General features: G+C 36.0%; 27 protein-coding genes, 3 riboswitches and 1 other annotated feature. Of the genes, 23 read left to right on the top strand and 4 right to left on the bottom strand.

Translation table 11 applies throughout. The features are described 5' to 3' along the window. Positions 1-3: 3 nt before the first annotated feature. The 4 genes from hisE to ORL93_RS11655 all read left to right on the top strand — a co-directional run bounded on the left by hisE (position 4) and on the right by ORL93_RS11655 (position 2,718). Positions 4-327 (top strand): phosphoribosyl-ATP diphosphatase, encoded by a 324-nt coding sequence (hisE, locus tag ORL93_RS11640; protein ID WP_006094152.1) that lies wholly within the window; start codon positions 4-6, stop codon positions 325-327. 12 nt (positions 328-339) lie between these two features. Next, positions 340-1,362 (top strand): histidinol phosphate phosphatase domain-containing protein, encoded by a 1,023-nt coding sequence (locus ORL93_RS11645; RefSeq protein WP_265959074.1) that lies wholly within the window; start codon positions 340-342, stop codon positions 1,360-1,362. Positions 1,363-1,431: 69 nt separating this feature from the next. Then, the gene (locus tag ORL93_RS11650; RefSeq protein ID WP_003196190.1) at positions 1,432-1,596 is read left to right on the top strand and encodes a DUF4025 domain-containing protein; all 165 of its coding nucleotides are present in this window, start codon (positions 1,432-1,434) and stop codon (positions 1,594-1,596) included. 150 nt (positions 1,597-1,746) lie between these two features. Then, a complete protein-coding gene (locus tag ORL93_RS11655; protein WP_097794710.1) occupies positions 1,747-2,718 on the top strand; it encodes a 2-hydroxyacid dehydrogenase family protein in 972 nt (323 codons plus the stop codon). Between the two features lie 30 nt (positions 2,719-2,748). On the opposite strand, the gene pssA is transcribed toward ORL93_RS11655, so the two are convergent. Together pssA and ORL93_RS11665 are read right to left on the bottom strand one after the other, a co-directional pair. Continuing rightward, a complete protein-coding gene (gene pssA, locus ORL93_RS11660) occupies positions 2,749-3,456 on the bottom strand; it encodes a CDP-diacylglycerol--serine O-phosphatidyltransferase (RefSeq protein WP_026008425.1) in 708 nt (235 codons plus the stop codon). A 380-nt stretch (positions 3,457-3,836) separates the two neighbouring features. Continuing rightward, a complete protein-coding gene (locus ORL93_RS11665; protein ID WP_265959134.1) occupies positions 3,837-5,723 on the bottom strand; it encodes an LTA synthase family protein in 1,887 nt (628 codons plus the stop codon). 207 nt (positions 5,724-5,930) lie between these two features. Here ORL93_RS11665 and ORL93_RS11670 point away from each other — a divergent pair, with 207 nt between their 5' ends. The 12 genes from ORL93_RS11670 (at position 5,931) to ORL93_RS11725 (ending at position 17,367) form a co-directional block, all read left to right on the top strand. Beyond that, positions 5,931-6,323 (top strand): DUF3888 domain-containing protein, encoded by a 393-nt coding sequence (locus ORL93_RS11670; RefSeq protein ID WP_097794708.1) that lies wholly within the window; start codon positions 5,931-5,933, stop codon positions 6,321-6,323. Between the two features lie 88 nt (positions 6,324-6,411). Then, a riboswitch (Lysine riboswitch) is annotated at positions 6,412-6,594 on the top strand. Positions 6,595-6,925: 331 nt separating this feature from the next. Then, positions 6,926-8,242 (top strand): diaminopimelate decarboxylase, encoded by a 1,317-nt coding sequence (gene lysA / locus ORL93_RS11675; protein WP_265959075.1) that lies wholly within the window; start codon positions 6,926-6,928, stop codon positions 8,240-8,242. Positions 8,243-8,348: 106 nt separating this feature from the next. Next, a riboswitch (SAM riboswitch) is annotated at positions 8,349-8,457 on the top strand. Positions 8,458-8,526: 69 nt separating this feature from the next. Continuing rightward, entirely contained in the window at positions 8,527-8,670 is a 144-nt protein-coding gene (locus ORL93_RS11680) for a YezD family protein (RefSeq protein ID WP_003196202.1), read from the top strand. An 85-nt stretch (positions 8,671-8,755) separates the two neighbouring features. Beyond that, positions 8,756-9,460 (top strand): phosphoadenylyl-sulfate reductase, encoded by a 705-nt coding sequence (locus tag ORL93_RS11685; protein ID WP_097794706.1) that lies wholly within the window; start codon positions 8,756-8,758, stop codon positions 9,458-9,460. A 45-nt stretch (positions 9,461-9,505) separates the two neighbouring features. Then, a complete protein-coding gene (gene sat / locus ORL93_RS11690) occupies positions 9,506-10,642 on the top strand; it encodes a sulfate adenylyltransferase (protein ID WP_097794705.1) in 1,137 nt (378 codons plus the stop codon). Between the two features lie 12 nt (positions 10,643-10,654). Beyond that, positions 10,655-11,248, top strand: coding sequence for an adenylyl-sulfate kinase (gene cysC, locus ORL93_RS11695; protein WP_265959076.1), 594 nt, complete (start codon positions 10,655-10,657; stop codon positions 11,246-11,248). A gap of 11 nt (positions 11,249-11,259) precedes the next feature. Then, complete coding sequence (locus tag ORL93_RS11700; protein ID WP_097794704.1) at positions 11,260-12,882, top strand: nitrite/sulfite reductase; 1,623 nt, start codon at positions 11,260-11,262, stop codon at positions 12,880-12,882. Between the two features lie 11 nt (positions 12,883-12,893). Then, positions 12,894-13,106 (top strand): DUF3906 family protein, encoded by a 213-nt coding sequence (locus ORL93_RS11705; RefSeq protein ID WP_006094165.1) that lies wholly within the window; start codon positions 12,894-12,896, stop codon positions 13,104-13,106. Between the two features lie 249 nt (positions 13,107-13,355). Next, positions 13,356-14,129: a uroporphyrinogen-III C-methyltransferase gene (gene cobA, locus ORL93_RS11710; protein ID WP_265959077.1), complete on the top strand. Its 774-nt coding sequence runs from the start codon at positions 13,356-13,358 to the stop codon at positions 14,127-14,129. Position 14,130: 1 nt separating this feature from the next. Then, complete coding sequence (locus ORL93_RS11715; RefSeq protein WP_097794702.1) at positions 14,131-14,883, top strand: sirohydrochlorin chelatase; 753 nt, start codon at positions 14,131-14,133, stop codon at positions 14,881-14,883. After that, entirely contained in the window at positions 14,858-15,475 is a 618-nt protein-coding gene (locus ORL93_RS11720; protein WP_097794701.1) for an NAD(P)-binding protein, read from the top strand. Before ORL93_RS11715 ends, ORL93_RS11720 begins: the two co-directional genes overlap by 26 nt. A 176-nt stretch (positions 15,476-15,651) precedes the next feature. After that, positions 15,652-15,897 (top strand) — a binding site (T-box leader). Positions 15,898-16,008: 111 nt separating this feature from the next. Next, on the top strand, positions 16,009-17,367 hold the full coding sequence (locus ORL93_RS11725; RefSeq protein WP_097794700.1) for a sodium-dependent transporter: 1,359 nt from the start codon (positions 16,009-16,011) through the stop codon (positions 17,365-17,367). Between the two features lie 83 nt (positions 17,368-17,450). Here ORL93_RS11725 and ORL93_RS11730 read toward each other — a convergent pair whose 3' ends face one another. Both ORL93_RS11730 and ORL93_RS11735 read right to left on the bottom strand, forming a co-directional pair. Then, a complete protein-coding gene (locus ORL93_RS11730) occupies positions 17,451-17,615 on the bottom strand; it encodes a hypothetical protein (RefSeq protein ID WP_165774932.1) in 165 nt (54 codons plus the stop codon). A 164-nt stretch (positions 17,616-17,779) separates the two neighbouring features. Continuing rightward, on the bottom strand, positions 17,780-19,021 hold the full coding sequence (locus ORL93_RS11735) for a murein hydrolase activator EnvC family protein (RefSeq protein ID WP_003196224.1): 1,242 nt from the start codon (positions 19,019-19,021) through the stop codon (positions 17,780-17,782). Between the two features lie 497 nt (positions 19,022-19,518). Here ORL93_RS11735 and gltP point away from each other — a divergent pair, with 497 nt between their 5' ends. From gltP to ORL93_RS11770, 7 genes are all read left to right on the top strand, one after another. Further along, a complete protein-coding gene (gltP, locus tag ORL93_RS11740) occupies positions 19,519-20,790 on the top strand; it encodes a glutamate/aspartate:proton symporter GltP (RefSeq protein ID WP_097794699.1) in 1,272 nt (423 codons plus the stop codon). Positions 20,791-20,855: 65 nt separating this feature from the next. Further along, on the top strand, positions 20,856-21,374 hold the full coding sequence (locus ORL93_RS11745; protein WP_018781009.1) for a ribonuclease FAU-1 family protein: 519 nt from the start codon (positions 20,856-20,858) through the stop codon (positions 21,372-21,374). 150 nt (positions 21,375-21,524) lie between these two features. Beyond that, a riboswitch (SAM riboswitch) is annotated at positions 21,525-21,629 on the top strand. A gap of 94 nt (positions 21,630-21,723) precedes the next feature. Next, positions 21,724-23,040, top strand: a complete 1,317-nt coding sequence (locus ORL93_RS11750) for a Na+/H+ antiporter NhaC family protein (protein ID WP_265959078.1) — start codon at positions 21,724-21,726, stop codon at positions 23,038-23,040. 200 nt (positions 23,041-23,240) lie between these two features. Further along, on the top strand, positions 23,241-23,597 hold the full coding sequence (locus ORL93_RS11755; protein ID WP_003196230.1) for a lmo0954 family membrane protein: 357 nt from the start codon (positions 23,241-23,243) through the stop codon (positions 23,595-23,597). Between the two features lie 44 nt (positions 23,598-23,641). Beyond that, positions 23,642-24,304 carry a PspA/IM30 family protein gene (locus ORL93_RS11760; protein WP_003196232.1) on the top strand — a complete coding sequence of 221 codons (663 nt, stop codon included), beginning with the start codon at positions 23,642-23,644 and terminating at the stop codon, positions 24,302-24,304. Positions 24,305-24,412: 108 nt separating this feature from the next. Further along, positions 24,413-25,153, top strand: a complete 741-nt coding sequence (gene liaF / locus ORL93_RS11765; RefSeq protein ID WP_016114031.1) for a cell wall-active antibiotics response protein LiaF — start codon at positions 24,413-24,415, stop codon at positions 25,151-25,153. Beyond that, positions 25,153-26,205 carry a sensor histidine kinase gene (locus ORL93_RS11770; RefSeq protein ID WP_003196236.1) on the top strand — a complete coding sequence of 351 codons (1,053 nt, stop codon included), beginning with the start codon at positions 25,153-25,155 and terminating at the stop codon, positions 26,203-26,205. Before liaF ends, ORL93_RS11770 begins: the two co-directional genes overlap by 1 nt. Position 26,206: the final 1 nt, after the last annotated feature.

Here is a 26,206-nt window from a genome sequence, read left to right on the forward strand (position 1 = left end):
AGGATGGAAGACGTACTGAAGTCTTTATATGAAACCATCGAGCAGCGTAAAGAAAGTCCAATTTCGGAATCATATACAAATTATTTATTTACAAAAGGTGAAGATAAGATTTTAAAAAAAATAGGGGAAGAGTGTACAGAAGTGGTAATCGCTGCAAAAAATGATGATAAAGAAGAACTTATAAAAGAAATGGTCGATGTGATTTATCACTGCTTTGTTTTACTAGCCGCAAAAAATATTCCATTAGAAGATGTGTTAGAAGAAGTGAAAGAGAGACAAGGAAAGCTCTCAAAAACAGGAGAGCGTAAAGAAATTGATACGTTATAAGGGGGGGGAACGATGAAAGTGGATTATCACCTTCATTTAGAAGAGGGGCCGTATTCGCTAGGGTGGTTGGCGAGAATAAATCAATCAATAGAATATTATCAACCGTTAGAAGAAGAGCGGCATTCGATTGAATGGCTTATGAAAACACAAGAACGCTTGCAAAAAAGAGTACAAGAGGGTCCATTTACAATAGAGTGGATTGATTTCTATTTAGAAGAAGCACTGCGAAAAGGAATAAAAGAAGTTGGTATTGTTGATCACTTATATCGTTTTTATGAGTCGAAGGAATATTATGAGAAATATGTAGACATTAGTGAGTCAAAGCTCGGTCGTCTGCAGAAAGAATGGCTAGATCAAGTGCGAGTAGCATCGATTTCTGATTTTACAAAAGCAATCCAAGAGGCAAAGGAGCGCTGGAGAAAAAGAGGAGTAGTACTGCGTCTAGGGATTGAAGCTGATTATTTTATGGGTGGGGAAGATGAATTACAAAAATTATTGGTATTAGGAGATTGGGATTACGTAATTGGTTCTGTGCATTTTATTGATGGATGGGGATTTGATAACCCAGATGCGAAAGAATATTTCGAAAACCATCAGCTAAATACATTGTATGATGTATTTTTCACAACAGTTGAAAAGGCCGTTCGTTCGAGAGTGTTTGATATTGTAGCGCATCTTGATAATATAAAAGTATTTAATTATCGATTAGATGAAAATGTACAGATTCCACATTACGAAAGAATTGCTAAGGCATTAATAGAAACAAATACAGCAACGGAAGTAAATGCTGGATTATATTATCGTTATCCTGTTCGAGAGATGTGTCCAAGTCCACTTTATTTACAAGTGTTGGCAAAATATAAAGTGCCAATTACTCTTTCATCAGATGCTCATTACCCAAATGATTTAGGAAATTATGTCCAAGAAAATGTGGAAACATTACGTAATCATGGTATTTCTCATGTTGCTACATTTGAAAAACGGGTGAGGAAGATGCAACTGCTTGAAGAAGAAGCGGTAATTGTTTCAAAGTAAAACATGATTTCGTGATGAAAACCTTTCTTTTTGCTCAAAATAAGAAAGAATGATAAAGGAGGGTTTTAAATGGTAAAACAAAATAATAAACAGAGTATGAAAGTGACGAATCAAAGTTATACTTCCCAAACGAACGAGGAAGTTGATTCTGTAGTACAAGAACAAATTAGTGATACGGTAGCAGAGGGAACGATTGATGCAAAGCTGGGAAAACAATCTAGTGAAGAACAATAAGTAAAAGGGGAGATATCCATCTCCCCTTTTCTTATGAGAAAAAGTGTCGATTTTCAAAACTGTAATCAAATTTCTTGGCTTTTTTGACATAGATTTCTTACAATAAAATGTAAGGAAGTTCTCATTTTTAAATAGAAGAGGTGCTTAGTAATGGCGAAAATATTAGTAGCAGGAAATATTCCAGAAATCGGATTACAGTTATTACAAAATCATGAAATAGAAATGTATGACAAAGAAGAGTTAATCAGTACCGAAGAATTAGCAAAGCGAGTTAAGGATAAAGATGCACTGTTAAGTTTACTTTCTACAAAGGTAACAAAAGAAGTGATTGATGCAGCATCAAATTTGAAAATTATTGCCAACTATGGTGCAGGTTACGATAATATTGCTTACAAGTATGCAGCAGAAAAAGGAGTTGTGGTTACAAATACACCGAAAGTTTCAACAGAAGCAACAGCAGAGTTAACATTTGCTATTCTTTTAGCGGCTGCAAGACGAATTCCAGAAGGAGATACACTATGTCGTACAGTGGGATTTAATGGCTGGGCACCACTCTTTTTCCTTGGCCGAGAAGTATATGGGAAAACAATTGGAATCATCGGTCTTGGTGAAATTGGAAAAGCAGTTGCGAAACGTGCAAAAGCATTTGGAATGAATGTGATTTATACAGGTCCAAACCGTAAGTATGAGACAGAAAGTGAATTAGAAGCAACATATGTAACATTAGAAGAACTATTACAAACAGCAGACTTTATTACGATTAATTGTGCGTATAATCCAAGTCTTCATCATATGATTAATGAAGAACAATTTAAAATGATGAAGAAAACAGCATATATTATAAATGCTGCACGTGGTCCAATTATGAATGAACTAGCGCTTGCTCATGCGTTAGAGACAAATGAAATTGAAGGGGCAGCTCTTGATGTATTTGAGTTTGAACCGAAAATTACAGAGAGATTAAAGGGACTGAAAAATGTTGTCCTTACTCCGCATGTTGGAAACGCAACATTTGAAACTCGTGACGCTATGGCTGAAATGGCAGTGCGTAACATTTTAGCTGTATTAGAAGGAGAAGAACCATTAACACCTGTAAACCAAAAGGAATTTGTTACAAAATAGAAAGAACCCTTCCAACTGGAAGGGTTCTTTCTATTTTTCTTTATTTGCTCGTTTTTTATGAGAAGGTCTTTGCCTAATAAATTGAGATAACATAAACAAAATATAAAGTGGAATAGCAATGAATAGAAATACTGAAATGTTGCCAAAACTTGTTTTATACATTGTATAAATACTGCCAATTAAAAATAGTGTAACAATGATACTGTATCGTGGAATTGGCACATCTTTTAAACTTGGGATGCGAATACGGCTTACCATTAAAAATGCAAACGTTACAAATACTGTAATGAGGACAATTTTTGGAATGGTATGTGAAAACAATGTTAAGAAGGCAACAAGTCCTCCTGCTGCAGTAATAGGAACGCCAGTGAAATATTTCATAGAAGTAGAGGAAGGCGTTACATTGAATCTTGCTAAGCGATATGCTCCGAACAGAGGGAATAGGCCTGCTATGTATAGTCCGATAATTCCGTAATTGGAAAAGGAAGTGTAGTACATTAAAACTGCAGGCGCAGCACCGAATGTTACAACATCTGCGAGTGAATCAAGTTCTTTTCCCATTTGTGAATCAACACGCAATAAACGAGCAACCCGACCATCAAGACTATCTAACATCATCCCGATTAGTACTAAAATAGCAGCTGGTTTATAATACCCTAAAGATGCATAGCCGATTGATAAAAATCCACTGTATAAATTTCCGAGCGTAAATAAGTTTGGAATTGCTGCTCTATACAAAATCTGATCCCTTGCTTTCTGTAATAAATTCTTAATTAGTGTATGAAAGTTTACTTGTTTTATCATAACATAAATTTCTTTCCACGTACGAAAAAATTCCCATTTTGTGAAAGATTTCATCAAGTGAAATCGTATTCAGTGATGTGGTTCATTAAGGCAGGCCTTCATGAGTAGTTTATCCCTTGTCTAACTTTTTTATCATTTTAACCGAGAAGACCCCCTCCTCTAAACGAAGTGAAGGTGAGGGTAGTTCAATTCTACTGAGCTTTGAGTTTGGGGAGAGATTTTGTTAGATAAGATCATCATGTTTATGAAAGGGTAAAAATTTAATTAAGAAATAAGCAACCTCAAATTGTTATCATTTAAGGTTGCTTTTAGGGTTATTCAAATTTAGTTATCATTGTTCCCGTTTTGTATTTATTGTTAGGATCAAATCGTAATAAATCGCCATAGATAAGTTTATCAGAATAACTTAATTCTGTTTTTGATTTTTCAATATATGGCTGGCAAATTGCTAAATCAATAGATTCACCTGTGCTTTTTTTATAGCACATATTTTTTGTATAAACATAATCGTTTGTTACGAAACTACCATCACGCATAATCATAAGTGGCTGCTCATTTTTTGCAAATAAATCGGTACCAAACTCAATGGATTGGTTTGTTTTGACACCAAGTAAATGGAGCAATGTTGGTTTTATATCGATTTGTCCAGATACTTTAGAAATAACTTTTCCTTCTTGACCAGGTACATGAATAATAAGTGGTACACGTTGCAATTGCATCGAATCAAATGGAGTTATGGATTCTTTACCGAGAAATTGTGCCATAGCAGCATTATGATTTTCAGAAATACCGTAATGATCTCCGTAAATAACAATAACTGAGTTATCGTATAACCCTTCTTCTTTTAATCGATTGATAAATAGTTTCAGAGATTCATCTGTATAGCGAACGGTTGGGAAATAACGATTTAGTACACCACTCTCAGAATTATACTCATTAATATATTGATCTTCTGGATTTAAAAGAAATGGGAAATGATTTGTTAATGTAATAAATTTTGTATAAAACGGTTGTGGTAAAGATTTAAGCTTGGAGATCGATTGTTCAAAGAACTCTTTATCTTTTAGTCCCCACCCAACAGACATTTGTTCTGTTCCTGTATAATCATTTAGGTTAAAATAACGATCGTATCCGAGTGCTGGATACATTACATCACGATTCCAGAAAGTTTTATCATTCGAATGGAAGACTGCGGAATAATATCCATATTTTTTTAACTGCTCAGGAGTTGCTGTGTACTCATTGTTTGCATGTGTAAAGAATACAGAGCCACGGTCTAATGGATATAATGAATTTTCTACAATAAATTCGGCATCGGATGTTTTTCCTTGTCCAGTTTGATGATAAAAGTTATCGAAGTAATAACTATCTTTTATAAATTGATTTAAAAATGGGGTAATTTCTTTTCCATTTATTTTTTTGTTGATAACAAAATTTTGTGTGGATTCCATTGAAATTAAAATGACATTTTTTCCTTTTGCAACTCCAAATAAACTTTTATCAGCTTGTTTATCTTTTGAATTCACGTAGTTTTTAATCTCAGAAAAACCGTCTCCACTTGCAAATACACGCTCTGCAGAAGATTTAGACTGAAGTGTAATGTCAAATAGATGATATGTGTATAAACCTAGATTTTTCACAACGGTTTGACGATCAAAAGAGTGTGAAAATAACTGCGGTTTATGAACGACAGAAACAATAACTTGCAATGCTAACAGAGCTGTTATACCACTAAAAAAGCTTTGTTTTTCAGAGCGAGATAGTGGCGTATTATCACAAAATTTCGGGAACTTACGTAAAATAAACATTAGAATAATTGCATCCGCAAATAGAAGTAATGTCTTGTACGTAAATAGTTCTTTAATACTGGTTCCTAAATCAGCCATGTTATTTGTTTGGAATAAAACAGGGAATGTGACAAAGTCATTATAAAAACCGTAGAACATCGCGTTTCCAAATAAAATAAATGACAGCAAAAAGCTGATTCCAATAATAATTCGATTTCGATACTTTGATGCTAATAAAGCTAGACCAAAAAATAAAAGCAATGAAGCAATTGGATTAAACAAAAGCATCATTTCTTCAAAGAAGCTATCAATTTTAATATCGAAGGCTAGCTTGTACACTATATATGTTTTTATCCATAATAAAACGACTGCAACAAGTGCAAATCGTAATTTTGGAAACAAATGTTGTAGCATAACATACTCCTCTCCTACTGTAAGTGACGGTTCTAGTGATTGTAGTTCTAATGATAGAAGTTTCACTTTAAATATACGAACAGTCGTATATCTTTATGTACTATTATACGAAAACAAAGCAGAATTGTGGATAATTTTTATAAGAATTGGTTAGAAAAAGAGAAAACGGAGACAATAACCATATCGCATTTTGATACGGAGGTTATGATGAAAAAGTTATTTTGTTTCATATGTAGTGGTTTTTTATTCTTTTCTACCCCTACAGTTTTTGCTGCACAATATGATGCACCATTATTAGAAGATGCTCTTTATTCTGTTTTGTTTCCGCAAATAAATGTAGCGATTGAGAAGCATTATGGGAAACAAAAACCGTATGAATGCCCGAAGATTGTTAGTTTGAAACAAATGTATAGTGGTACATATTTATTTCAAGCGGTAATTGAAGTGACGAAATATGAAGCCATAGGTGGGAAAGTACTTCCGCCATTCGAAAAAATAAGAATTACGTTTAATAATGATGAGGGAGAATGGACTGTGAAAAAAATAGATATAAAGCGCTTACCAGATGATACGAAATTAAATTGTAAAAAAACAATGTGAAAAATTGTTTGACAAATAATTTATTCGTTTGGTATTGTTAATACCAATATAAGATGTTTGAAAATTAAATAGACTTACCTCATCTACTCTCAAAGGTAGAGGCCGCGATAGGAAAGAGTAAGCTATGGGAGATTTAGTGGAATCTGTGATCATAGATTGAAAGGAACTATTGCCGAAATATAAGAGTGACCACGTCATTCATATATTGGGACTGCATTGAATAAATGTAGTACTGTCATAAGATTTTATTTTATGGAGAGCTATTTGGAGATGTTGATGCGGTTTCTTATTTGAGAAGATAACAACTCGTTTATTTTTTCATGATACATTATTCCTAATAAGAAACGCGTGTGAACATTGTTCCGCGCGTTTTTTGTTTACCCCGCTTTAACGGGCAGTAGGATCTCATATCTTAACATTCTGAGAAAACAAAGAAGTTAGGTGGAGGATCAACTGCCCGTAAAAGCCCGATTGGTGAAGGCTAATAATCATTGGGGATGAAACTCCCACTGATTAAAGTTTCACTTTATCTAAAAACGCGCTGCAATGAATAGAAGAAGATTGGGGTTATGAGTTTTAGAGGAAATAAGGGAGGAATTCAAATGTATTTACACGGCACAAGCCGAATCAATGAGCAAGGACACTTAGAAATTGGAGGATGCGATACAACGCAGCTAGCTAAACAGTATGGGACCCCACTTTATGTATACGATGAGGCTTCTATTCGGGAAAAATGCCGCGCGTTTCATCGTGCTTTCCAGGAAAGTGGATTCTCTTACCAAGTAGCGTATGCAAGTAAAGCGTTCTTGTGCATGGAGATGTGCCGAGTAGCTCGTGAAGAAAATATGTCTTTAGATGTTGTTTCTGGGGGCGAATTGTATACTGCTTTGCAAGCTGGTTTTCCTGCATCACGCATTCATTTTCATGGTAATAATAAGACCGAAGAAGAGATTGTCATGGCGCTGCAAGCAGATATTGGCTGCTTTGTGGTAGATAATTTCTTTGAAATGGAAATATTACATGACTTAGCACAGCAGTATGGAAAAATTGTAAATATATTAATTCGAGTTACACCTGGAGTAGAGGCGCATACACATGAATATATTACAACAGGGCAAGATGATTCGAAATTTGGTTTTGGAGTTTCGGCTGGTCAGGCAATGCAGGCGATTCGAATAGCGCTAGAGAAATCAAATTATAATGTGTTAGGTATTCATTCACATATTGGGTCACAAATTTTTGAAACAGCAGGATTTGTTCGAGCGGTTGAAGTATTGCATAATTTTTTAGAAGAGATAAGGGAGCAGACTGGTTATGTTGTAACGGTGTTAAATGTTGGTGGAGGTTTTGGTATTCGTTATACGGAAGCTGATACACCACTTACCCTTGAAACATATGTGCATGCTGTAACAGATGCAGTGAGAGAACAATTTACAAGAAATAATTATCCACTTCCTGAAATATGGATTGAACCAGGTCGTAGTATTGTTGGGGATGCAGGAACAACAATTTATACAGTAGGAGCTGTAAAAGATATCCCTGGCATTCGTAAATATGTGTCAGTCGATGGGGGAATGACAGATAATTTAAGACCAGCTTTATATGGAGCTCGTTATGAGGCGATGCTAGCAAATCGAGGGAAAGAAGAGGCTGAAGAAGTTGTTTCAATTGCTGGAAAGTGTTGTGAGAGTGGAGATATGCTTATTTGGAATATAGAACTGCCGCAAGTTGCTACAGCAGATTTGTTAGCGATCTCTTGTACAGGAGCATATGGATATTCTATGGCTAATAATTATAATCGTATTCGCAGACCGGCTGTAGTATTTGCAAAAGGTGGGGCATCACAAATTGTTGTTGAACGTGAAACATATGAAAATATAATTGGGAACGATCGCATACGTATAAAAGAGCTTGTGTAATGATAAAAGGAGTTGTTCAAATAGAGCAACCCCTTTTTAAAAATATAAAATATATCGGAAAACTAGGATTGAAAAAAATCAGAATTATGATAAAATACAAATACAAAGCTTATCAAGAGAAGCGGAGGGAACTGGCCCTACGAAGCTCAGCAACCTGCTTATAAGAAGCAAGGTGCTAAGTCCAGCAAAATGGCATCCATTTTGAAAGATAAGGTAAATATATTACCGAACAGTCTTTTCGAAATGGAAAAGATTTTTTTTATGAATAAAAAGGGGGGCTGTTCGTGGGAGTGCGTGGACATTTTGACGAAGTAGCTGAGAAAATTCAAACGATGCTTGCGGATATGAAATATGGTTCTATTACAATTGTTGTGCAAGATGGAAAAGTGATTCAGCTTGAAAAAAGTGAAAAGGTACGCTTAAAGTAAAAAGCGCTGACTAGAAAAACTAGAGGCGGTTTTAATCTATTTTATTAGGTTAAAACCGTCTTTTTGCGTTACAGGGGGGGAGAACATGCTGACGTATGAAACGTGGAAAGAGGATTTCGTTTCTTTTTTTGAGAAAGATGAAACAAAAGGAGCGTTACAAGTATTAGAGTGGGCCTATAAACATTATGAAAATGAAATTGTATACGCATGTAGCTTTGGTGTAGAGGGGATGGTGTTGTTACATCTTATAAACCAAGTAAATCCATCTGCAAAAGTTGTATTTTTAGATACAAACGTTCATTTTCAAGAAACATACGATTTAATTAAACGGGTGCGCGAAAGGTTTCCGGATCTTGAAATTATTGAAAAGCAACCCTTGCTAACACTTGAGGAGCAAGCAAAAAAGCATGGGGATTGTTTGTGGGAACATAATCCGAATCTTTGTTGTAAATTAAGGAAAATTTTATCACTTGAAGAATCTTTATCGAATGGAAAAGCGTGGATATCAGGGCTAAGAAGGGAACAATCTGAAACGCGTAAACATACAAGGTTTATAAATCAGGATCACCGCTTCCAATCTATTAAAATTTGTCCGCTTATTCATTGGACGTGGAAGGAAGTGTGGCGTTATGTATATAAGCATGATTTGCCTTATAATCCATTGCACGACATGGGTTATCCAAGTATAGGGTGTGAAAAATGTACGTTGCCTGTGGGAGAGGAGCGAGATTCAAGGGATGGACGATGGGCTGGAAAGATGAAAACGGAATGTGGCCTTCATGATCAATAAGGACATGGTTGATTTTAAATATATGTGAAAGAGGCGGACAGGGGAATGAGTAAAACCAAAATATTAGTAAATCGTATTGATGAAACATATGAAATAAAGGGGATTACAAAAGAAATTGAATTGGACAAAATTGCTTTAAGTGATTTAGAGCTTATTGCAATAGGTGGTTATAGCCCGCTTACTGGATTTTTAGGGAAGAAAGATTATCAATCTGTTATAGAAAACATGCGTTTAGTAAGTGGTGATGTATGGAGTATACCTATTACACTACCAATAACAGAAGAGAAGGCGAAGCAATTAAAAATTGGTGAAGAGGTTCGTCTTGTCAAAGAAAGGACCACATATGGTGTGATTCAAATAGAAGATATTTTTACACCGGATAAAGACAAGGAAGCATTGCTTGTTTATAAAACGACTGATACTGTCCATCCGGGTGTGAAAAAGTTATATGATCGACCAAATGTTTATGTTGGAGGAACAATTACGCTTGTGAAGCGGTTTGGAAATGATAAGTTTGCTTCTTATCATTTAGATCCAAGTGAAACACGTGCAGAGTTTGCAAAACGTGGCTGGAAAACAGTGGTAGGTTTTCAAACGAGAAATCCTGTTCATCGTGCACATGAATATATTCAAAAGTCTGCACTGGAAATTGTAGATGGCTTATTTTTAAATCCGCTCGTTGGTGAAACGAAATCAGATGATATTCCAGCTGATGTACGTATGGAAAGTTATGAAGTGCTTTTGAAAAATTATTATCCGAGTGACCGTGTCTTTTTAAGTGTTTTTCCAGCAGCAATGCGCTATGCGGGACCACGTGAAGCGATATTTCACGCACTGGTTAGAAAAAACTTTGGTTGTACACACTTCATTGTGGGACGTGATCATGCTGGGGTAGGGAATTATTACGGTACGTACGAAGCGCAAGAGATTTTTACGAATTTTACAGTAGAAGAGTTAGGGATTGCACCACTCTTCTTTGAACATAGTTTTTACTGTACAAAATGTGAGGCGATGGCTTCTACAAAAACATGTCCGCACAGTAAAGAAGAACATGTTATTTTATCAGGGACGAAAGTAAGAGAAATGTTGCGAAATGGAGAAATTCCACCAAGTGAATTTAGCCGTAAAGAAGTTATAGAAATATTAATTCGTGGTTTACAAAAAGAAGTCGTTACAAAATAAGGAGAGAGTAGGATGGAAACAAATATCACTTGGCATACAGCATCTGTTTTAAAAGAGGAAAGACGAAAGAAAAGTGGTCACCACAGTTTTGTCCTTTGGTTCACAGGCTTATCAGCTTCTGGAAAATCAACAGTAGCAAATGCGGTTGCCCGAAAATTATTTGAAAAAAATATTGGTAATTATGTACTCGATGGCGATAATATTCGTCATGGTTTAAATAAAGATTTAGGATTTTCCGAAAGTGATCGGACAGAAAATATTCGTCGTATTGGTGAAGTGGCGAAGTTATTTGTAGATCAAGGGACAATTGTATTAACAGCATTTATTTCTCCATTTCGAGTGGATCGCCAGCAAGTAAGGGATATTCTTGAAAAGAACGAATTTCTCGAAGTGTTTGTAAAGTGTCCAATAGAAGAATGTGAGAAACGTGATCCGAAAGGGCTCTATAAAAAAGCGAGGCAAGGTGATATTAAGCAATTTACCGGCATTGATTCGCCATATGAAGAGCCGTTTGGAGCAGAAGTGGTTGTAGAAACGCAGCTTTATTCGATTGAACAATGTGCAGAACAAATCATCGGTTACTTACAAGAGCGTAGCTTTATATAGGGGGAATAAAAATGAGTTATGACAAAGTGTGGGCAAACAATGAAAAGTTAAATGCTACAGAGAAAAAGAAATTAGAAAAAGATGGCTTAGAAATCTTTAAAGCTATTCCGTATTATGCTGAAAATGGATTTGATTCTATTCCAAAAGAAGAGTGGGATTCATTTAAGTGGGCGGGGTTATATTTACAACGTCCAAAAGAGGCAGGGTATTTTATGATGCGCGTTAATATTCCTTCTGGTATTTTAACGAATGAACAAGTGGAGGTATTGGCTTCAATTGCGGAAGATTATGGTCGTGATGTTCTTGATATTACTACAAGACAGGCGATTCAATTCCATTGGCTTGAAATTGGTCAAATACCAGATATTTTTAACCGCTTAGAAAAAGTAGGATTATCATCAGCGGGAGCTTGTGGTGATATTACAAGAAATATTATTGGGAACCCCCTTGCTGGTATTGATGGTGATGAACTATTTGATACAGCACCAATTGTAAAAGAGGTATATGATTTCTTTCAACATAATGAAGAATTTTCAAACTTACCTCGAAAGTTTAAAATGTCGATCAGTACAAACGTATATAATGCAGCAAATGCTGAAATTAACTGTGCTGCCTTCATTCCGGCTACAAAAGAGATTGATGGAAAAACGGTGGAGGGATTTCATTTACGAGTAGGCGGGGGGTTATCTGCCCGTCCGTATTTAGCACAAGAACTAGATTTATTCATACTTCCTGGGCAAGTGAAAACAGTTGCGATTGCAATTGCTACTGTTTTCCGTGATTTTGGATATCGTGAAAAACGACATTTGGCACGTTTGAAATTCTTAGTTGCGGATTGGGGACCGGAAAAATTCAAAGAAAAATTATTAGAATATACAGGACATTTACATGATAAGGGGAAGGGTGCTTTAAAAGGATGGAATGCTGGATATTTCTACGGTGTTCATAAGCAAAAACAAGGGGATTTATCATACGTTGGTTTTAACGTACCGGTTGGTCGCTTACGCTCTGAGGAGTTCTTTGAAATTGCTAGAATTGCGAAACAGTACGGAAATGGTGAAATTCGTACATGTAACTCACAAAACCTCATTATTCCGAATGTTCCGAAAGGTAATGTAGAAGGACTGTTAAAAGAACCTTTATTTGAATCTATTTCTGCAAGTCCAAAATCTTTCATCGGATATGCGGTATCATGCACAGGTATTGAGTATTGTAACCTTGCATTAGTAGAAACGAAAGAAAGACTACGTAATATTGCAGATTATTTAGATACACAGTTTGCTTTAGATGTTCCGGTTCGTATTCATATGGTAGGATGTCCAAATTCATGTGGACAAAGACAAATTGCGGACATTGGTTTGCAAGGGGTGAAATTGAAAACGAAAGAAAAAGGAATTGTTGAAGCATTTGAAATTTATGTAGGTGGTACGTTATTAGATGGTGGTGTCTATAATCAAAAATTAAAAGGAAAGATTGATGGAGAAGACCTTCCCAATGTTCTTGTATCGTTTTTAACATATTTTAAAGAACATAAACTGCCAGCTGAAACATTTTATGAGTTTGTAGGACGCGTTGGTATAGAAGATTTACAAGGGGCCTTAAATCATATTTTAGAAGAAGTGATTGCATCTTAGGAGGGAGCAATATGGATTTGTATCGTTTTGAAGCAGTATTGGCAAATGGTGTTGTTCCTGTAGTGGTTGTTGCGCAAAGTGAAGAACAGGCGTTTAAACTTGTGGAAGTAGAACTAGAGAAGTATTTTTTACCGCTTCCAGAAGTGAAGGAAATCTCTCTATATGAAAAGAAGAAGATTCGAAAAGGTGCAGCATTTGTCATTCATGAGCAGGAGACAGTGTAATACAAATTGAAAAACCGATATCAAACCTTTCTTTTTAGGTGGGAGAGAGCATTCGACCATGCATAGCAGCGGTCAGCTCCTCCTCTTGCCTCATGTCGAGTGAAAACAAAGAGAGAAAACGAGTGCGGGTCACCTCTTGTTCTTTATAGCAGTGATTTATATGTTGGAAAATCAAAATGGATTTATATAGTAACTTCTATTTGTAATAGGGATGGAAGTTTCACCTTATAGTAGAAATGAGGAGAGATGATGGGAAAAGTATATATCGTTGGTGCGGGGCCGGGAGATCCAGAGTTAATTTCTGTGAAAGGGGTAAAGTGTATCGAACGAGCGGATGTCATTTTATATGATCGTCTTGTAAATAAGGAATTACTTTCTTATGCAAAGCCAGATGCAGACTTAATATATTGTGGGAAGCTACCAAACTATCACACCATGAAACAAGAAACGATTCATGCTTTTCTTGTTAAATATGCGAAAAAAGGAAAAATTGTAACGCGTTTAAAAGGAGGAGATCCATTTGTATTCGGAAGAGGTGGTGAAGAAGCGGAAGCGTTAGCAAAGCATGGTATTCCGTTTGAAATTGTACCTGGTATTACAGCTGGGATTGCTGCTTCAGCATATGCTGGTATTCCTGTTACACATCGGGACGCGAGCGCAAGTTTCGCTGTTGTGACAGGGCATCGGAAAGAGGGGGCTGAAGAAGTGAAGTGGGAAAGCTTAGCGAAAGGTGTTGACACGCTTGCTGTTTATATGGGAGTAAGCAATCTTCCTTATATATGTGAACAGCTTTTGAAACATGGAAAAGGAGAAGATACGCCAGTTGCTATTGTGGAGTGGGGAACTACATCATCTCAGCGAACCATTACAGGAACGTTAGGAACAATTGTAACGATTGCTGGAAAAGAGCGGATTCAAAATCCGAGTATGATTGTGATTGGAGAAGTTGTTCGTTTTCGTGAAAAAATTCATTGGTTTGAACGCCAGGCTGACATTACGTATCCAGTAAGCGGAGTGTTATAAAATGAAAGCTGTGTTATATATATGCCATGGAAGTAGGTTGCGAGAGGCGAAAGAGGAAGCGATAGACTTTGTTTCTTCTTGTATGAATCGTGTATCAGCTCCTATTCAAGAGCTATGTTTTTTAGAGTTAGCAAAGCCTTTTATTTCAGAAGGCTTTGCTGCTTGCGTAAGAAGAGGCGCAACAGAAATTGTTGTTGTTCCGGTCTTTTTATTAGCAGCAGGGCATGTGAAAGAAGATATCCCAAATGAGTTAAAAAAAATGAAAAATAAATATCCTCACATTGTAATGACTTACGGGAATCCGTTTGGTGTTTCGGAATCACTCGTATCGGCTGCGTATAAGGGAAGTGGCATTAAAGAGTATGAAAATGAAGTGACGCTATTGCTTGTTGCAAGGGGGAGTAGTGATCCTGAGACGTTACAAGATATTAAGCGTATTGCTTTTTTGTTTGAACAAGAAGAGAAAGTTGGAAAGGTAGAAGTATGTTATTTAGCTGCAGCGGAGCCGCGATTTGAGGAAAAGTTAAAAGCAGTTGTAAACCGAGCTAATGAGAACATCGTTGTTCTTCCTTACCTACTATTTACAGGATTGTTAATGAAACATATTGAACGAGAGGTTCGCAATTATAGTTATTCGAGTATACATGTATGTCCTTATTTGGGGAAAAATCATGTATTTCAAGAAATGTTGATTCAGAAAACGGAAGAAATTTTAAGGGGAGATGAGCGTGTATCCACTTACAGTTCGAATTAGAAATAAACGAGTTGTTGTCATTGGTGGTGGCCGAGTGGCATCATATAAAATCGCGCCTTTACTAAAAGAAGGAGCGAATATAGTAGTAGTGAGTCGTGGTTTAGATAAGAGTTTAATGAAGCTTGTAGAATCAAAGAAAATTCACTGGTTTCAAAAAGACTATGAAAAAAGTGATCTAGAAGATGCATTTTTAGTAGTAGCAGCTACAAGTGATGCAATATTAAATGAGCATATTGCACAAGATGCATCATTAAACCAGCTTGTGAATGTGATTACTAATCCTGAAAGTGGAAATGTTCATTTTCCAGCAACTATGCATAGAGGAAAGCTCAATGTTGCCGTTTCTACTGGAGGTGCAAGTCCAAAACTTGCGAAAAAAATTCGGGATGATATTGCGATGAAATATGATGAGACATATGAAGACTATCTTGATTTCTTATATGAAGTAAGGATGAAGGTGAAACAATTACGACTAGAAAAAAGACAACAGAATATTTTATTGCAAGAAGTGTTGAAGCTTGAGTATATTCAAAACCAGCAGAAAAGAGGAAGGTTTTTACAAGAGTTAGCTGAAAGAGTATGTGTAGAATAGAATACACGTATTGCTTAAAATATAAATTGAAAAACTGAGATAAACCTTTCTTTTTAGGTGGAAGAGAGCATCCGGCCATGCGTAGAAGCGGTCAGATACTTTTATATAGCCGGACAAATTAAATTCCTCTTTACAAATATAGCAATCTACTCTATAATCACAAGTAACTTCAATAGATGAAATCGATGAGCAAGAAGAGTACGTATATTTGATGCGTTCAGAGAGCTGGGATAAGGTGTGAGCCTGGTACGATAAAATATACAGAATGGGCTTGCGAGAGGTATGCTGAACTATTTAGTAGGCACCCCGGGTTCCGCCGTTACAAGGATAGGGTATCGGAATTTTTCCTGTACCTGAACAAGTGGGATTGTTTAATCCAATCGAGGTGGTACCACGGTATTATTACATATATCGTCCTCTACATGCATAGTAGCGTGTAGGGGGCTTTTTTATTTTCTAAAGGAGGTGTGCGAGTATGAAATGAAAGTGTATAATTAAGAAAAGTGGGAATGTTCAGAAAAGGAGAATTTACAATGAAAGAAACACAGCAATGGACATCGAAAATAGGTTTTGTACTCGCAGCAGCCGGAGCCGCAGTAGGACTTGGAGCGATATGGAAGTTTCCGTACGTTGCAGGTAATGGCGGAGGGGGAGCGTTTTTTCTAGTCTTCTTATTATTAACTTTATTTATTGGTATGCCTCTTCTTTTAGCAGAGTTTGTTATTGGTCGTAGTACACAAAAAGAAGCGGTTACTGCATATAAATTGTTAGTACCAAATAGTAAATTATATCCATGGATTGGTCGTATGGGTGTTGTCACTTGTTTTAGTGTATTATCCTTTTATAGCGTCGTAGGTGGATGGATTTTATTATATTTATATTATAGTGTGACAGGAAGCTTTTGGAGTGGGGCAGTTGAATATGGAAAATTGTTTGAACAAACAATTTCGAATCCTGCTAGCGCAGTAGGTGCTCAGTTAATCTTTATGCTTTGTACTATTTTTGTTGTAAGTAAAGGTGTAGAAAAAGGAATCGAAAAGGCAAGTAAGTATATGATGCCGCTATTATTTATTTTGTTTATTGCTATTATTATTCGTGCTCTTACACTTGATGGTGCATGGGCTGGTGTAGAGTTTTTCTTAAAACCGGATTTTTCAAAGCTAACAGCAGATACGATTTTGTATGCGATGGGACAATCTTTCTTTTCACTAACAGTAGGAGCTTCGGTAATGGTAACATACAGCTCATATTTAAAGAAAGAAGAGCATTTAGCCAAATCAGCAACATCAATTGTGAGCTTAACAGTTTTTATTACAGTGCTTGCCGGACTAGCGATTTTCCCGGCGATCTTCGCGTTAGGGGTTAAACCAACAGAAGGACCAGGTTTATTGTTCATTGTTCTCCCGGCAGTATTTGCAAAAATACCATTCGGACAATTTTTCTTTATTATGTTTTTAATTTTATTCTTCTTTGCAACCTTAACTTCTGCAATCTCGATGCTTGAAATTGTTGTTGCATCTGTAGCGAAAGATAATGAGAAGAAACGTCCTTCAGCATCATTTGTTATTGGATTACTAATTTTTGCGGTTGGAATTCCATGCGCTCTATCATTTGGGGTTATGAGTGATGTAAAAGTCTTTGGAAAAACATTTTTTGACTTAGTGGATTTTGCGGTAAGCAATGTATTGCTGCCGTTAGGGGTACTAGCAATTTCATTGTTTGTACCGAATAAAATGAGTAAAGATTTACTAATGAAAGAATTAGAAGTTACAGAAACAAAGGGAAAAACATTATTTAACATTTGGTTTTTCTTACTACGTTATATAATTCCAATTACAGTAGTAATCGTATTTTTAAATGCAATTGGTATATTTAAGATGTTTGCAAAATAAAAAGGCGAGGGGAGATTCCCTGCCTTTTTTATTTTATCCCGCTATTCACGGACAGTAATACTCTCGCTGATTAAAGTTTCAATTTATTGTAATGTAGATGTTTTTAATAAACGAGTATATGTTTTATAAGCTGTAGCAATTGATATAACGGAACCAATTAAAAATAGGATCGCACTACCAAGCGTAAATAATCGGCCAACATATGTTTCTTGGGCTTCTTGTAGTTCTGCTTGTTGTTCTGTATTCATGTGTATCCCCCCCCTAGATGAATAGGCATTTTGTTTTAGTTTATGTAAAATGCCTACAAAGTGTTAAAAAAATTTGGGGGACAAAACCGTTGCTTTCGGGATAATAAAACCCATGCCTCAAAATTTCCACATGCGGAGGAAAAAACAATGATTAAAGTTTCACTTTATAATCCGATATAACTAGAAGGATCAACTGCATTTGTTTTACCCACGTTCCATTCGCCAATATGAAGTTCAAAATGTAAATGTTGTCCAAAAGATTGACCGGTGTTTCCCATAAATCCTAATTGTTGACCTTGTTTTACAGTTTGTCCATTAGATACAGAACGGCTGCTCATATGAGCATATACTGTTGTATAAGTTTTTCCGTTTATACGATGTGATAAGTAAACGACGTTTCCATAACTGGATGATAATTCGGAACGAATAACAACACCGTCTGCAGCGGCGATAATTGGAACTGTTCCAGCGGCTGCGATATCAATGCCTTTATGATTATCTAGGGAACGAGCGCCGAATCCAGAAGTTTTTGAACCAGCGGCTGGCTTAATAAATCCACCTTTGTTCGTATCTTGCGGTGTAGGTGCAGATTGTTTTTTTGCGTCCTCTGCCTTGCGTGCCTCTTCAGCTTTACGAGCTTCTTCCGCTCGTTTTTCTTCTTCAATTGCTTTTTGAACCGCTTGTCGTTGATTTTCTAAAATGCTTTTCGATTCTTCTAATCCCTCAATCTCAGAATCTACTTTGGATACTTTCGTATGTAAATCGTTAATGAGCGCTTGTTGCTGCTGTTGATTCGCTTGCAATTCTTGTTGCTTATGTTCTAATTTTTGTTTGGATTCCTCTAATTGCTGTTCCTTTTTCTCAACAGCCTCTTTTTCTGCTGTTACAGCCTCTTGATCACTTGTTTGTTTTTTTACAATATCGGTATCATTATTTAAAATCAAACTTACGGAATATATATTGTCAACAAGATCTGCGATGTTATTTGAATTTGTTAACACTTCCGTAATGATATTTGTGCGAGGTTTTTCTTGCATAGATTGCAGTCGTTGTTTAATGACATCTTGACGTGTATCTATGTTTGTTTGTAATTGCTCAATATGTTTCTTTTTCTCAGCAATGACTTGTTGAGTCTTGCTAATTTCTTTCTTTGTATCATTTAAATCAGCTTCATTTTTATTAATAGAAATAGTTAGTTCATCAATCTTTTTTTGTAATTCTTGTATTTCTTTTTCAATTTGTTCTTTCTCTGCTGATTTATTTTGTAAGTCGCTTTGTTGTCCTTCTAATTCTGATTCAATTGTAGATAATTTATCTTGATTTGTTTCCGCGTGTACTGGTGAAAGTAACGGAGAAACAAAAATAGTTCCTGCTGCTAAAACGCTGAAAGTTGCAAATTTTTTCATTGTTGTCTAGCTCCTTTCCCTATGAATGTATATATCATAAGAAGAAGAAGGGTGTCTATTGTTGTAATCATACTGTAAAGAAAATTTTATAAAATTGCTAAGTATTGTCGGAATTAAGAATATTTTAGGAGAGTTTGTCGTCTAATTGTAAAGTTGAAATTGGTATTAAGAATCGAATTTTTTAATTTTAGCAGCACGTAAAATGAATAAAAATGATTTCATTTTACACAATAAAGCTTTGTTTTAAAATCTATAAGTGAATAGTGAGGAATCGTTCTCATGTTAGGTTTTCTGACACGAGTTTTATTTTTGTCAAGAAAATTATTTGTATTCACACAAATTTATTTTGTTGTCAGATTTCATTTTTTGATTTATGATTTTTAACAGGGACAAAATGTAGTGAATTGTCGAATAATATGTAATACTCTTAATTTCTTAGTTTCATAGAACGAGAGAAGGGGAGAGTTAATGCATCTAAGAAGGGGGTTGCAGCAAGTATGAAAAGGATAGGACTTGCATGGCAAATTTTAATAGGTCTTGCGCTTGGTATTGCAGTTGGGGCAATTTTTTATGGCGATAGCACAGTGGTAGGATACTTAAAACCAATTGGTGATATTTTCATCCGATTAATTAAAATGATTGTTGTACCAATCGTCGTAGCGAGCATCATTGTTGGGGTTGCAGGAGTTGGTGATGTTAAAAAGCTAGGTCGATTAGGCGGAAAGACAATTATTTACTTCGAAATTATTACAACGATTGCGATTGTTGTTGGCCTACTGGTAGCGAATATTTTTCAACCAGGAAAAGGCGTGAATATGGATCAATTAACAAAGACTGATATTTCTAAATATGCAGAAACGACAGCTCAAGTACAAAGTCATTCGTTTGCAGATACATTTGTAAATATCGTTCCGACGAATATTATGAAATCATTGGTTGATGGCGATATGCTTGCCATTATTTTCTTCTCTGTACTATTTGGTTTAGGAGTTGCGGCGGTTGGTGAAAGAGGACGACCGGTTCTTCAATTTTTCCAAGGCGTAGCAGATGCAATGTTTTACGTAACAAACCAAGTTATGAAGTTCGCACCATTTGGTGTATTCGCATTAATCGGTGTTACAGTTTCTACATTTGGTTTAGCTTCATTAATTCCGTTAGGGAAATTAGTAATCGTCGTTTATGGATCCATGATTTTCTTCGTCGTAGTTGTATTAGGACTTACGGCAAAATTATTCAAGATTAATATTTTCCAATTCTTCAAAATTTTAAAAGATGAGCTGATTTTAGCGTATTCTACTGCGAGCTCAGAAACGGTTTTACCGAAACTGATGGAGAAAATGGAGAAATTCGGTTGTCCGAAAGCAATTACATCTTTCGTTATTCCAACTGGTTACTCGTTTAACTTAGATGGATCGACGCTATACCAAGCGATTGCGGCAATTTTCTTAGCGCAAATGTACGGTATTGATTTATCCATTACACAACAAATTACATTATTACTTGTATTAATGGTTACATCTAAAGGGATTGCCGGTGTACCAGGAGTATCATTCGTTGTACTATTAGCGACACTTGGTACAGTAGGTATTCCAGCAGAAGGTTTAGCATTTATCGCAGGTATTGACCGTATTTTAGATATGGCTCGTACAGCAGTTAACGTTGTAGGTAACTCTTTAGCAGCTGTTGTTATGTCTAAGTGGGAAGGTCAATATGACGATGCAAAAGGACAAGCCTATTTAAAAGAGATTTCAGAGAAACAAGCAGCGTAATAATTGTCGTAAAAGCCCTCACATAAGATGTGGGGGCTTTTTTGCATAGTAAAGGAGAGAGAATAATGAAACGGAAATACGGAGATGGATCGTCCTGGGAACGGCTAATAGAGAAAACATATGAAGTGAAGATCATAGAGCAAGGAATGTTAGGGATACTGCATACGCCCAAAGTGACAGAGCCTAGTTACAAGCAATATAATAATCAAGAACTTTGCATTGTAAATGATGGATACACATGGGTGCAGTATTTTATAAATGATAAGAACTTCGCGATTACAGCTATGCTCGATGAAAAGAAGAACTTAGTGCAGTATTATATTGATGTGGCAAAAAAATTTAGAATAGATGGGCGAGGTATGCCCTATTTCGACGATTTATATTTGGATGTAGTGTTATTACCTAATGGTGAGGTATATTTACTGGATGAAGATGAATTAGAAGAAGCGTATATAGCTGGAGATATTTCTGAAGAAGAACATAATGTAGCGTGGGATACGGCCAAATGGCTTATGGAGGAAATTGAAAAAGAAAAGCTTCCTTGGATTGCAATTTTAGAAAAAGAAATTCAAAAATTAAAATGACTATTTTCCTTTCTTTATGCTGATTTATTCGTGTTTTTGTATAAATATCAAAAAAATACCAACTGTTTTTATACAAATAATAATTGACTTTTGATTTGTAAGCGAGTAAAGTTAGGAAAGAAATTATTATTAAAAATAAAATATGAAACCTTCTTATAAAGAGAGGCGGAGGGACTGGCCCTACGATGCCTCGGCAGCGGACTCACGATGGAGTGCTGTGCCAAATCCAGCAAGCATGTGCTTGAAAGATGAGGAGAGTGTTTCTTATAGAATTATAAGACCTCTTCTTTTCGGAAGAGGTCTTTTGTTATTGAATAGAAAAGGTTTAGAAATAGGGAGAGATGTTATTTTGAAACAAACGAGAGGGAATGGTTTGGCGTTATTACCGCTTGGAATATTTTTGGGGCTATTTATTGGTTCTGGCATTATTACAGGTGATTTCTATGAATTGCCGATACTTGTTGCGATTTTAATAGCTGTAGGAACAGCGTTAGTGATGAATCGTAAGGAAAGCTTTACAGTGAAAGTTGAACGGTTTGCCAAAGGGGCTGGTAATCCGGATATTATGATTATGGTGTTGATTTTTGTACTTGCTGGTGCGTTTTCTGAAACAGCAAAAGGAATGGGTGGAGTTGACTCTACAGTTAATTTAGCACTATCTATTTTACCGCAAGGGTTTATCGTTGCTGGGATTTTTGTTATAGGGGCCTTTATTTCACTAGCGATGGGAACTTCGATGGGGACTATTGCAGCGTTAGCACCAATTGCTGTAGGGATTAGCCAGCAAACAGATATTTCTATTGCGTTAACGATGGCAACAGTTGTCGGTGGGGCAATGTTTGGTGACAATCTATCATTTATTTCTGACACGACAATTGCAGCTGTTCGTTCGCAAGGAACAGAAATGAAAGATAAGTTTAAAACGAACTTTTTAATTGTACTGCCAGCTGCAATTATAACGATTGTACTATTAGTAGTTATTACATTAGGGAATCATACAGAAATTAAAGCTCATATGTTTGATTGGGTGAAAATTTTACCATACGCAGGTGTACTTGTTACAGCGTTGCTTGGATGGAATGTGCTCATCGTATTAACAGGTGGAACTGTATTATCTGGCATTATCGGCCTAATAGATGGAAGTTATACATTAGCGAGTTTCTTTAAAAGTGTAACGACTGGCATTGGCGGTATGATGGAGTTAGTATTACTAGCAATTTTAATCGGTGGAATGGTTGAACTCATTCAATATAATGGTGGTATTCAATATTTAATGGATATATTAACACGTAATATTCGTTCGAAAAAAGGCGCGGAGTTTGGAATCGCCGGTTTAGTGAGTATGACGAATATGTGTACAGCGAATAACACAATTTCTATTATTTTCACAGGACCGCTTGCAAAAAATATTGCCGATCAATATGAAATTGATCCACGAAAATCAGCGAGTGTGTTAGATCTTTTCTCTTGCTGCATACAAGGATTAATTCCGTACGGTGCACAAATGTTAACAGCAGCAGGATTTGCCGCATTATCTCCAATTGAACTGTTACCATATGCGTTTTATCCAATTTTAGTTGGAGTATGTGGTATAGTCTCCATTTTAATTGGTTTTCCGCGGTTTTCGAAGGTAGCGGAAAAAAAAGAATATCATAAAACAGCGTAAAGAAGAGGATGTCTTATATAAGGCATCCTCTTTTCTTTATGAAGCGTATATACGCTTTGTTTAACTTTATATGCATCTTAATGTAGGGCTGACCCGGGATAGGTCTTAAGTCTGATTCGAAAACGGTTCTTAAGCTCGTTATGGAAAGTCAAAAAAATAGTTAAGATAAGAGTATCAAATCGAAGGGAGGCAAGCACAAGATGAAACAATTTTTAGCGTTTATCGCGGCCGGTATTTTGGCTTTGATTGCTCTTGGTAGTCTTGCTGGTATTGTAGGATTCGCAATTGGAGCAGGGATTGTGTACTGGAGCTATAAATCATTTGTGCGAGCACAATCATTTTTTGGAAAGTTAGCTTGGGGTATTGTCGGTTTAATCGGCTTGTCAATTGCCCTTTCCCATTCCCCAGCATTAATCGGTATCGTAGCATTAGTAGTTCTATACTATGGATACCGTGAGTGGAAAAAAGAAAAAGATGTAGTAGTTGATTCTGCTTCAGAAGGCTCTAAACGATATAGCAACTTTGAAGATGAGTGGAACAAGTTAATGAAAAACTAATATAAAACAATTTAAATCATAAAGTAGAAGAGAGGAAGATTATAATGAAACAATCTTTATTCGGACGTGTACGCGATGCAATTTTAGCAGATTTTCATAATGTTTTAGATGAGAAAGAAAGAAAAAATCCAATCGCTATGTTAAATCAATATTTACGCGATAGCGAGCGTGAAGTAACAAAAATTGAAAAGTTAATTCAGCGTCATAAAACACTAAAATCTAATTTTGCTCGTGAACTTGAGCAGGCTCGTTATTTCGTAAATAAGCGATCAAAACAGGCGATAATTGCACAAGAAGCAGGGGAAATGCAATTGCATGAACGTGCATTAGAAGAAGTAGCATATTATGAAGGGCAAGTAGCTCGACTAGAAGAAATGTATGCAGGTGTAGTGGAGCAAATTGATGAGTTAGAACGACGTCTTTCTGAAATGAAAAATAAACTAAAAGAAATGAATGCAAAGCGTATGGAATTAATGGCACGTGAAAACATGGCTCATGCGAACCGTCGCATGAATACAGCTCTTCATAAAATGGATGAGAACAACCCATTCTTACGATTTGAAGAAATTGAAGATCACATTCGTGATTTAGAACTTCGCATGAATGAAGATCATGAGCGTGATACATTTGATATGAAAATTGCAAAGCTTGAGCGTGAAATGAAAGAAAAGGATGAAGTATCCTTAACAAAAGAAGTAACAAAATAATTGTAGTACATTATAAAACGAGCTTATGATATAGTGATAGAAGAAAAGGTGTTGGAAAGCAATACCTTTTTCTTCTATTTATATGTGACAAGAAGGAGGGGAGCTGAAATGAAGAAACAATTTTCAAAATCACAACTAGTGGGGATGCTCCTCATCATATTTGGATTTGGTCTTTTTCTTGATATGATTCTCGGACATTTTGAACCGGGTGCTCTTATTTTTGCATTTATTATGATTATGTTCGGAAGACATTATCGGAAAAAAAATCGCTATGTGAGAGGTAATGTGTTTTTATTTGTCGGAGGACTTATTTTTTTATTCTTCCTGTTTTCATCAGCAGCCTTCGTGCTTGTTGTAGTTACTTGCTTAGCTTTCATCGGTTATCAGCTTATACAAGGACAGCAGAAGCCAAAAACTGTACAGGTAGAAATTAAGGAAAAAGGATATATAGATGAAGAAAAACAAATCTATCGTACAGAACCATATCTTAAAAATATGATGGTAGGTAACGTAAGAATGATGGATCATATTTATGAATTAGAGGATATTAATGTCCAGTACGGAGTCGGTGATGTTGAAATTGACTTGACGACGGCAATGATTCCTGAAGGAGAAACGGTTATCGTTATTCGTGGCGTTATTGGTAACATTCGTTTGTATGTTCCGTACGATATTGAATTATCTTTAAATCATTCTGTTATTGTTGGTAGAGTATTACTTCCAGGACATGAAGAGACAGGATTTAATCGAAATGTTACATTCAAAACAGAACAGTATAGGGAAGCTCCTCGGCGTATTAAAATAATTTCTTCGCTTGTCGTAGGCGATACGGAAGTGAGGAAAGTATAATGAAAAAGCAAAAGAATATTTCATGGATGTATATTCGTTACTCTATGTTATCTTCTGTTAGTATTGCAATTATTTGTACGATTGTATATGTATGGAAAAGTAGAGAAGACGTATACGATTTATTGTGGAAAGAATCCATTGCTTCTGTTCCAATTAGCTTGTTCATTATGAGCACAAGTCTTCTTATTGGGGGAATTGTTGGATATGCAATTGGTTACTATATGCAGCAGCGTATTCAAGGTTTAAATACTTTTTTATTTGAAGTAGAGCGAGGTAATTTTCCAAAAGACGTTTCGTTTACTGCAGAGGATGAATTTCATGAAGTAGAGAGAAAGGTAATTGCGCTTGCTAAGCGATTAGAGGAACAAGCCGGATTATTTCAAAAAGTAACGAATGAACGAGCTCATTGGAATGAAGAGATGAGACAAGAAGCTATTTCTCAAGAAAGGCATCGATTAGCTAGAGAACTGCATGATTCAGTGAGTCAGCAGCTTTTTGCAATGTCTATGATGATGTCAGCTATTAATGAACAGGTAGCTCAAATTCCAGAAACAACAAAAAAGCAATTGCAGCTTGTGGAAAATATGGTCGTAAATGCACAATCAGAAATGAGAGCATTGCTGCTTCATTTACGTCCTGTACAACTTGAAGGTAAAAAATTAACAGAAGGTATAGAAGAGTTACTAACAGAGCTTTCAAGAAAACAGCATATGAAAATTGAATGGTTGATTGAGCCAATTCAATTGAAAAAAGGTGTGGAAGATCATTTATTCCGTATTGTGCAAGAAGCTTTATCCAATACGTTACGGCATGCGAAGGCAAAGAAAACAGAAGTTCGTCTTCGTCAAATCGATCAATATGCAATTTTAAAAATCATTGATGATGGTGTTGGGTTTGAAGTAGGTGTCAATAAAGCTGGATCATATGGTCTGAGGTCTATTCAAGAGCGTGTTCATGAAATTGGTGGAACACTAAAGGTACTAAGTTTTCCGAATAAAGGTACACAAATTGAAGTGAAAGTACCAATTATAATAGAGAGAGAGGGGGAGTAGC

The sequence above is a fragment of the Bacillus sp. DHT2 genome, from assembly GCF_026241455.1.
Classification (GTDB): domain Bacteria; phylum Bacillota; class Bacilli; order Bacillales; family Bacillaceae_G; genus Bacillus_A; species Bacillus_A pseudomycoides.

Excerpts from the sequence above, each read along its gene's own strand:
- cobA (WP_265959077.1), top strand. The coding sequence starts at position 13,356 with ATGGGAAAAGTATATATCGTTGGTGCGGGGCCGGGAGATCCAGAGTTA.
- ORL93_RS11725 (WP_097794700.1), top strand. The coding sequence starts at position 16,009 with ATGAAAGAAACACAGCAATGGACATCGAAAATAGGTTTTGTACTCGCA.
- ORL93_RS11745 (WP_018781009.1), top strand. The coding sequence starts at position 20,856 with ATGAAACGGAAATACGGAGATGGATCGTCCTGGGAACGGCTAATAGAG.
- gltP (WP_097794699.1), top strand. The coding sequence starts at position 19,519 with ATGAAAAGGATAGGACTTGCATGGCAAATTTTAATAGGTCTTGCGCTT.
- liaF (WP_016114031.1), top strand. The coding sequence starts at position 24,413 with ATGAAGAAACAATTTTCAAAATCACAACTAGTGGGGATGCTCCTCATC.
- ORL93_RS11770 (WP_003196236.1), top strand. The coding sequence starts at position 25,153 with ATGAAAAAGCAAAAGAATATTTCATGGATGTATATTCGTTACTCTATG.
- ORL93_RS11735 (WP_003196224.1), bottom strand. The coding sequence starts at position 19,021 with ATGAAAAAATTTGCAACTTTCAGCGTTTTAGCAGCAGGAACTATTTTT.
- ORL93_RS11670 (WP_097794708.1), top strand. The coding sequence starts at position 5,931 with ATGAAAAAGTTATTTTGTTTCATATGTAGTGGTTTTTTATTCTTTTCT.
- ORL93_RS11655 (WP_097794710.1), top strand. The coding sequence starts at position 1,747 with ATGGCGAAAATATTAGTAGCAGGAAATATTCCAGAAATCGGATTACAG.
- ORL93_RS11665 (WP_265959134.1), bottom strand. The coding sequence starts at position 5,723 with ATGCTACAACATTTGTTTCCAAAATTACGATTTGCACTTGTTGCAGTC.
- ORL93_RS11730 (WP_165774932.1), bottom strand. The coding sequence starts at position 17,615 with ATGAATACAGAACAACAAGCAGAACTACAAGAAGCCCAAGAAACATAT.
- lysA (WP_265959075.1), top strand. The coding sequence starts at position 6,926 with ATGTATTTACACGGCACAAGCCGAATCAATGAGCAAGGACACTTAGAA.
- ORL93_RS11650 (WP_003196190.1), top strand. The coding sequence starts at position 1,432 with ATGGTAAAACAAAATAATAAACAGAGTATGAAAGTGACGAATCAAAGT.
- hisE (WP_006094152.1), top strand. The coding sequence starts at position 4 with ATGGAAGACGTACTGAAGTCTTTATATGAAACCATCGAGCAGCGTAAA.
- ORL93_RS11715 (WP_097794702.1), top strand. The coding sequence starts at position 14,131 with ATGAAAGCTGTGTTATATATATGCCATGGAAGTAGGTTGCGAGAGGCG.
- sat (WP_097794705.1), top strand. The coding sequence starts at position 9,506 with ATGAGTAAAACCAAAATATTAGTAAATCGTATTGATGAAACATATGAA.
- cysC (WP_265959076.1), top strand. The coding sequence starts at position 10,655 with ATGGAAACAAATATCACTTGGCATACAGCATCTGTTTTAAAAGAGGAA.
- ORL93_RS11705 (WP_006094165.1), top strand. The coding sequence starts at position 12,894 with ATGGATTTGTATCGTTTTGAAGCAGTATTGGCAAATGGTGTTGTTCCT.
- ORL93_RS11755 (WP_003196230.1), top strand. The coding sequence starts at position 23,241 with ATGAAACAATTTTTAGCGTTTATCGCGGCCGGTATTTTGGCTTTGATT.
- ORL93_RS11700 (WP_097794704.1), top strand. The coding sequence starts at position 11,260 with ATGAGTTATGACAAAGTGTGGGCAAACAATGAAAAGTTAAATGCTACA.
- ORL93_RS11760 (WP_003196232.1), top strand. The coding sequence starts at position 23,642 with ATGAAACAATCTTTATTCGGACGTGTACGCGATGCAATTTTAGCAGAT.
- ORL93_RS11685 (WP_097794706.1), top strand. The coding sequence starts at position 8,756 with ATGCTGACGTATGAAACGTGGAAAGAGGATTTCGTTTCTTTTTTTGAG.
- ORL93_RS11645 (WP_265959074.1), top strand. The coding sequence starts at position 340 with ATGAAAGTGGATTATCACCTTCATTTAGAAGAGGGGCCGTATTCGCTA.